The organism is Chamaesiphon sp. VAR_48_metabat_135_sub (genome assembly GCF_031418915.1).
Taxonomy (GTDB): domain Bacteria; phylum Cyanobacteriota; class Cyanobacteriia; order Cyanobacteriales; family Chamaesiphonaceae; genus Chamaesiphon.
Map to the genome: position 1 here is coordinate 1 of NZ_JANOJV010000044.1, position 5,564 is coordinate 5,564.

General features: G+C 45.1%; 6 protein-coding genes. 3 read left to right on the top strand and 3 right to left on the bottom strand.

Features of this window, described 5'->3' with window-relative positions:
- Window positions 1–623, bottom strand: a 623-nt coding sequence (locus RMO55_RS03335) for a biotin/lipoyl-binding protein (protein ID WP_310423484.1), incomplete at its 3' end; no start/stop codon positions are given.
- Window positions 624–1,027: 404 nt separating this feature from the next.
- On the opposite strand from RMO55_RS03335, the gene RMO55_RS03340 reads away from it, so the two are divergent.
- From RMO55_RS03340 to RMO55_RS03350, 3 genes are all read left to right on the top strand, one after another.
- Window positions 1,028–1,924, top strand: a complete 897-nt coding sequence (locus RMO55_RS03340; protein ID WP_310423487.1) for a DUF2382 domain-containing protein — start codon at window positions 1,028–1,030, stop codon at window positions 1,922–1,924.
- 83 nt (window positions 1,925–2,007) lie between these two features.
- Entirely contained in the window at window positions 2,008–2,610 is a 603-nt protein-coding gene (locus RMO55_RS03345) for a DUF2382 domain-containing protein (RefSeq protein WP_310423490.1), read from the top strand.
- 39 nt (window positions 2,611–2,649) lie between these two features.
- Window positions 2,650–3,135, top strand: a complete 486-nt coding sequence (locus RMO55_RS03350) for a CAAD domain-containing protein (RefSeq protein ID WP_310423493.1) — start codon at window positions 2,650–2,652, stop codon at window positions 3,133–3,135.
- 72 nt (window positions 3,136–3,207) lie between these two features.
- Here RMO55_RS03350 and RMO55_RS03355 read toward each other — a convergent pair whose 3' ends face one another.
- Complete coding sequence (locus RMO55_RS03355; RefSeq protein WP_310423498.1) at window positions 3,208–4,257, bottom strand: NAD(P)-dependent alcohol dehydrogenase; 1,050 nt, start codon at window positions 4,255–4,257, stop codon at window positions 3,208–3,210.
- Window positions 4,258–4,414: 157 nt separating this feature from the next.
- The gene (locus RMO55_RS03360; protein WP_310423502.1) at window positions 4,415–5,374 is read right to left on the bottom strand and encodes an orange carotenoid protein N-terminal domain-containing protein; all 960 of its coding nucleotides are present in this window, start codon (window positions 5,372–5,374) and stop codon (window positions 4,415–4,417) included.
- Window positions 5,375–5,564 lie beyond the last annotated feature (190 nt).

Below are 5,564 nucleotides of genomic sequence, written 5' to 3' on the forward strand. Positions count from 1 at the left end.
GCGATCGATTGTTGCTGCACGCGCACCTTGGCTTGTGCCGATCGCAATACCTGTGCGGCTGTCTTAGCTTGGGTGCGGGATTGCTCTGCCTGTTGACGCGATATTGCCCCCGCTGCGGCTAGACTACTATACCGAGCTGCATCAAATTCGGCTTGTTGGAGTTGGAGCCGACTCTGTTCGACTTGGGTTTGGGCATCGCTAACTTGAGCCTGAATTTGACTAATCCCCATCTGGCGAGAAGCTAATTCTGCCGCTGCTTCCGCTGTTGCTGCCTTCAGGAGGGAGTCATCGATTCTCGCTAAAGTTTGACCTTTCTTGACTCGATCGCCTACATTCACATTCAATTGTCGCAATTGTCCTTCTGCCTGAGCACGAACCGCCACTTCTTTGAAAGGTTGAGTTGTCCCTGTGTACTCTCTCGTTGAGACTAGGGGCACTGTCGCCGCGATCGCCACATCTACCGCCGTTGCTTGAGTTCGCTCTGCTCCAGGCGGCTTAGTCTGGGCACCAGCATCATCTTTGGGCACACTACAACCGGACAATGCGATCGGTAATAGACACAGAGATATTACTATCGATCGCTGGAGTCGTAAATTCAAACTTGAACGAGCGGAAGCAATCATAAATATGAAGTGCCGTAAACATCAGGGACACAAAAGCAAAGCAGCAGTCGCTCAGACAATTATTATGAAAATATAACAATTATTCTCAGTTTAAAACATCTATCTATAGAAGGATCTTTTGAAAGGTAAATAACCAGAAAATAGGAAGAAAGTCATGGGTGACAACAGCTAAAAAATCGGTAAATTTGCAATCTAGCCCAAATTAATACCGATAGAAATCCCTACGATTAAAATTGTGGCTATTGTTACAAAATTTGGATCTAGCCTCACAACTAACTGTCCTCGCGACTATACCTAAAGGTATTAACTAAATCTATATATAGAAGGATGGCTGGAAAAGATCGAACTTGTATTGTTAGAGATGAAACAGTTGTAAAAAACTTCAAGACATAGGAACAAGTAAGATGTCACTCTATAAAATCAAAGACTTCGATCCCGACTACAACAGCCACTCAGACGATCCCGATATCAAAGGATTGTCTATGTATGCAGGGACTGAGGAAATCGGGTCTATTAATGACGTTTTAGTAGATGGCGAAGGCAAGTTTCGCTACTTGGTAGTCGATACTGGTGGCTGGATTATGGGTAAGAAAGTACTCCTACCCATCGGACATGCTCGCATCGACTACAAGGGCAAACGTGTCTACGCTGACAACCTCACCAAGGCACAGGTTGAAGCCCTGCCCGAATTTACCAGTGATATGTTGATGGACTACGACCAAGAGGAGCAGGTACGCGGCGTTTATCGCTCTACACAGCCTGCTGCAAATGGGGTTGGTTATGCTGGTGCAATGTCGGCTCCAGCTACAGTAAATTCTCCACCAACACTCGATCTCGAAGCAGGTTATGCAGGTTATGACCGCGATACCTATGGTTATGAACAAGAACCTGAGCTATACAGTCTAAACGAGGAAAATCATCCTAACTTAAAACTGTATGAGGAACGGTTAATTGCTAGTAAAAATCGTCAGAAAACTGGCGAAACAGTAATTAGTAAACGGGTTGAAACTGAAACTGCAAACGCTTCTGTAGCTGTTGAGAAAGAGCGAGTCATAGTCGAACGAATTCCCGTCAACTCTGGCACCGTTGTTACTCCAGGCGAAGCTAATTTCCAAGCAGGGGAAGTCGCCCGCATGGATGTTTATGAAGAAGTGCCTGAATTTCACAAAGAGGCATTTGTACGGGAAGAAGTGCGAGTTAGCAAGGTTGTAGACCAAGAAACTGCTACGGCTCAAGAGCAACTCCGGCGCGAAGAGCTAGATGTTGATACTGAAGGTCGTCCGGTAGTTAACAACATCTAAAATATCGATCTTTTCTATCTGGGTTAATTTTGCGATTGACATAATTAATCCAGATAGCTAACACCATCGTCATCAGGATAACTATGATTTCTAAAGAGCTTGAATATAGCGAACGCGCAAGCGCACCCCAAGGTGGTCGAGATTCTGACGTAGTTTATCACACAAAAGTTGATTCTACATCAAATATTGTGACCCAAAAAAGTTTTTCTTTGTTAGAAGAACGCCTGAAAATCGAGCTAACTCAGCACAAGATTGGTGAGATTGTCATCCGCAAAGAAATTGAAACGCAGCTTGTCAGCGTGCAAGTACCTGTGCGGCGTGAAAAGCTGATAATCGAACAAGTAAGTCCAGCATATAAACTGCTTGCCGAAATAGATTTAGGTGAAACAAGTAACTCTAGCGGTGCAACTATCAAGCCAATATCTGAAAACGGAATGTCAGCTAATAGCGATAAAAAATCTAGTACGATCGAGGTTGATTCTCTACCTAAAAATTTAGAGCGACGAATGACTCCGCCGACAGTTTACGGATCTACCGATTCACTCAAAGCTGCTAGCCAACTATTAAGTGCGATCGCTAGTCTACCTCGTCATGATTGTGGAACCGTTCAGATTGAAATTGCTCTGAAAGATTCAAAGCATCAAGCTAGCTATCAGGCATTAGTCGATCGCTATTGCCAAGCTTAAATATATTCTCAATCTAGCAAATAATATCGATAAATTACTATGAAAACAGAATCCTTGGCTACAGATATGTTGGCTGATGCTGAATCAGTTACAACCGACCACAACTCATCAACTGAGGCATGTGAAATGAACACCGAAACCCTAATAGATCTACCCGATCCTACCGAACCAATGACGATCGCTGACGATCCGATGATTGAGCCAGCAGAACCTGGGCAATCTATTCAATCAGAAATAACAGCATTTGTTGAAAATGCAGCAGCCACCACCACTGAATTATTCAACAACAATCGGCAGCTTTTTATCGTATCAGGCTGGATTGTGCTAGCTATCTTTGGTGCTAAAATTATATTTGCAACCTTGGGTATAATTGACGATATTCCTCTAATTACGCCAATTATCAAACTTGTTGGTTTGGTATCCGTCGTCCGGTTTACTGCGCGATATTTGATTCGCAAGCAGGATCGTCAAGAACTGAGTGAAATTATCGATCGAACTAAAGTATCAGTATTAGGCGATCGCTAATCACTTTACTTTCTTGAGTCAATCGTAATGTAGGGGTAATTCATGAATTACCCCTACATTACGATCGACAATTTACAATGCCTGTTTTAATGAAGCCATATCAATTACAAAGCGATATTTCACGTCACTCTTTACCAATCGATCGTATGCTTCATTAATATTCTGAATCTGGATAAGTTCGATATCCGAGGTAATATTGTGCTTGCCACAAAAATCTAGCATTTCTTGAGTTTCTTTGATGCCGCCAATTAAGGAGCCGCTGAGACTACGCCGACCGTAGATTAGGCTACCCACATTCAAAGAAAGTGGTTCTGGTGGTACGCCGACTTGGGTCAGGTTGCCATCGCGTCCCAACAGCAACAGATAAGCGTTGATGTCGTGTGGCGCGGATACAGTATCGAGAATGAAATTGAAGCTGTTGAGGTGTTTTTTCATCTCGTCCGCATTCTTAGAATTGACGACTTCATCTGCTCCCAGTCGCAGCGCATCTTCAACTTTATTCGACGAAGTGGTGAAAACTACCACATGTGCGCCCAAAGCTTTCGCTAATTTCACCCCCATGTGTCCCAACCCACCGAGTCCCACTACGCCAACTTTCTGACCTTTGCTAACCTTGTTGTGGCGCAATGGTGAATAGGTGGTGATTCCAGCGCAGAGCAGTGGAGCGGTGGCGGCGAGATCTAAATGCTTGGGAATTTTCAACACAAATGCTTTATCCACAACAATGCTTTCGGAGTATCCACCGTAGGTAATTCCGCCTAGCTGTTTGTCAGGAGAGTTATAGGTAAATATTGTGTCTGGACAGAATTGTTCTAAGTCTTCTTTACAGTTGGCACAGGTGAGGCAGGAATCGACCATACAACCCACCCCAACGGTATCGCCTTCCTTAAATTTGTTGACATCTTTGCCAACTTTTACAACTCGCCCGACGATTTCATGCCCAGGTACGCACGGGTAAGTGGTACCCGGCCATTCGCTGCGGACGGTATGCAAATCTGAGTGACACACGCCGCAATAGAGAATGTCAATCTGAACATCATGTTTGCCGACATCGCGACGTTTAATCTTGAATGGCGCGAGTGGACTTGTAGCGTTTTGAGCTGCGTAGGCAATAGTTTTCATCGATTATTTGTTTGAGTAAGGAATAAGGATTAAATCAGATCGGGATTTTCCTTCACCCCAGCCATCACCCAGGTAGGGGCAATTTATGAATTGCCCCTACCTGGGTGATGGCGCAAAAGTTCCAAGTTATTTAATCCACGATCCTAAGCTTGTTAATCTATCGAACTAAACCCAGTTCCACTAATTCTTGAGGAGATGCGAGTAAATCGATGCCCACGAAGAAAATCCGATCTTCCTCATCGAGCAGAAACCGCCATGCTAGATTAATCCCCACACTCTCCCCAAACCAAGGAGTTTGCACTTTTCCCGTCACTTTAATCTGGGTAAATCCGCCATCTGCTGGCTCAGAGACTCCCTGCTCTGGCAAAAGTTTGAGTCCGTAGCACTCTGCGTGCATATAGTCGAGAATGCGCTGGTGACCGACGATCGGCTCTTGGAAGGGAGGTTTGAGGGCACCATCTGCGACAAATAGAGCCACGGCTGCGGGGAAGTCAAAGGCGTTCATATCTTCCATATAACTGAGGACAGTTGCATTGTTGATGCCCTTAATGGTGACTTGGGCGCGAGGGGCAGCATCTTTTGGGGGAATTACAGGTTCTGTGACTTTGGGCGTACCACCCATTGCGGCGAAACCCATATTAACGACGATATCCTGAAGGACTGTAAGCTGTTGTCCTCCTTCGAGTCGATCGATAATTTTGAGTAAATCGGCGGCCTTCGAGGATAGCTTATAGCCTTTGGGAATCGGGGCGACGATAGTTTCTTTCATCCACTCGCTTAACTGATACCAGAAGCCCAATTTGACATTGGTACCGAAGGCTGAATAGGTGCGACAGATCGGTGTATCGGTATGGTTGACGAGATCGCACATTACTTGCGTTTGCTCTAATGCTGGCATCTGCTTGATTTCAGTCAAGGTTGCTTGGGCAAATACCATATTCGCTGACGACATTGCAGCGGGGGTAATTTTAGTGCCCATTTCGGTGTAAGCAAACCACAGTAATGCTAATTGATCCTCGGCGTTGAGTCGATTATATGATGCAACGATCGTGGGAATCGCATCATCAATTAAAGTATCTGGAAAAATGGAATTGGCTCGATCGAGTGTATATGACATGGTTAATTGATAATTGATAATTGATAATTGCGGATGCGCGCACGCCCTAGTTCCCCGACGGTTTGCGAAAAGTGCGGTCTTGGGGTTTCCCCGTCTTGTCTCACCTTTTTTGACGGGGAACCCGTCCAAAGGTGAGCCGCAAGTAGAGCACCTTTTCAAGACAGCGGCTTTTTTATTCGGGGGTTCCCCC

Excerpts from the sequence above, each read along its gene's own strand:
- RMO55_RS03350 (WP_310423493.1), top strand. The coding sequence starts at position 2,650 with ATGAAAACAGAATCCTTGGCTACAGATATGTTGGCTGATGCTGAATCA.
- RMO55_RS03340 (WP_310423487.1), top strand. The coding sequence starts at position 1,028 with ATGTCACTCTATAAAATCAAAGACTTCGATCCCGACTACAACAGCCAC.
- RMO55_RS03345 (WP_310423490.1), top strand. The coding sequence starts at position 2,008 with ATGATTTCTAAAGAGCTTGAATATAGCGAACGCGCAAGCGCACCCCAA.
- RMO55_RS03360 (WP_310423502.1), bottom strand. The coding sequence starts at position 5,374 with ATGTCATATACACTCGATCGAGCCAATTCCATTTTTCCAGATACTTTA.
- RMO55_RS03355 (WP_310423498.1), bottom strand. The coding sequence starts at position 4,257 with ATGAAAACTATTGCCTACGCAGCTCAAAACGCTACAAGTCCACTCGCG.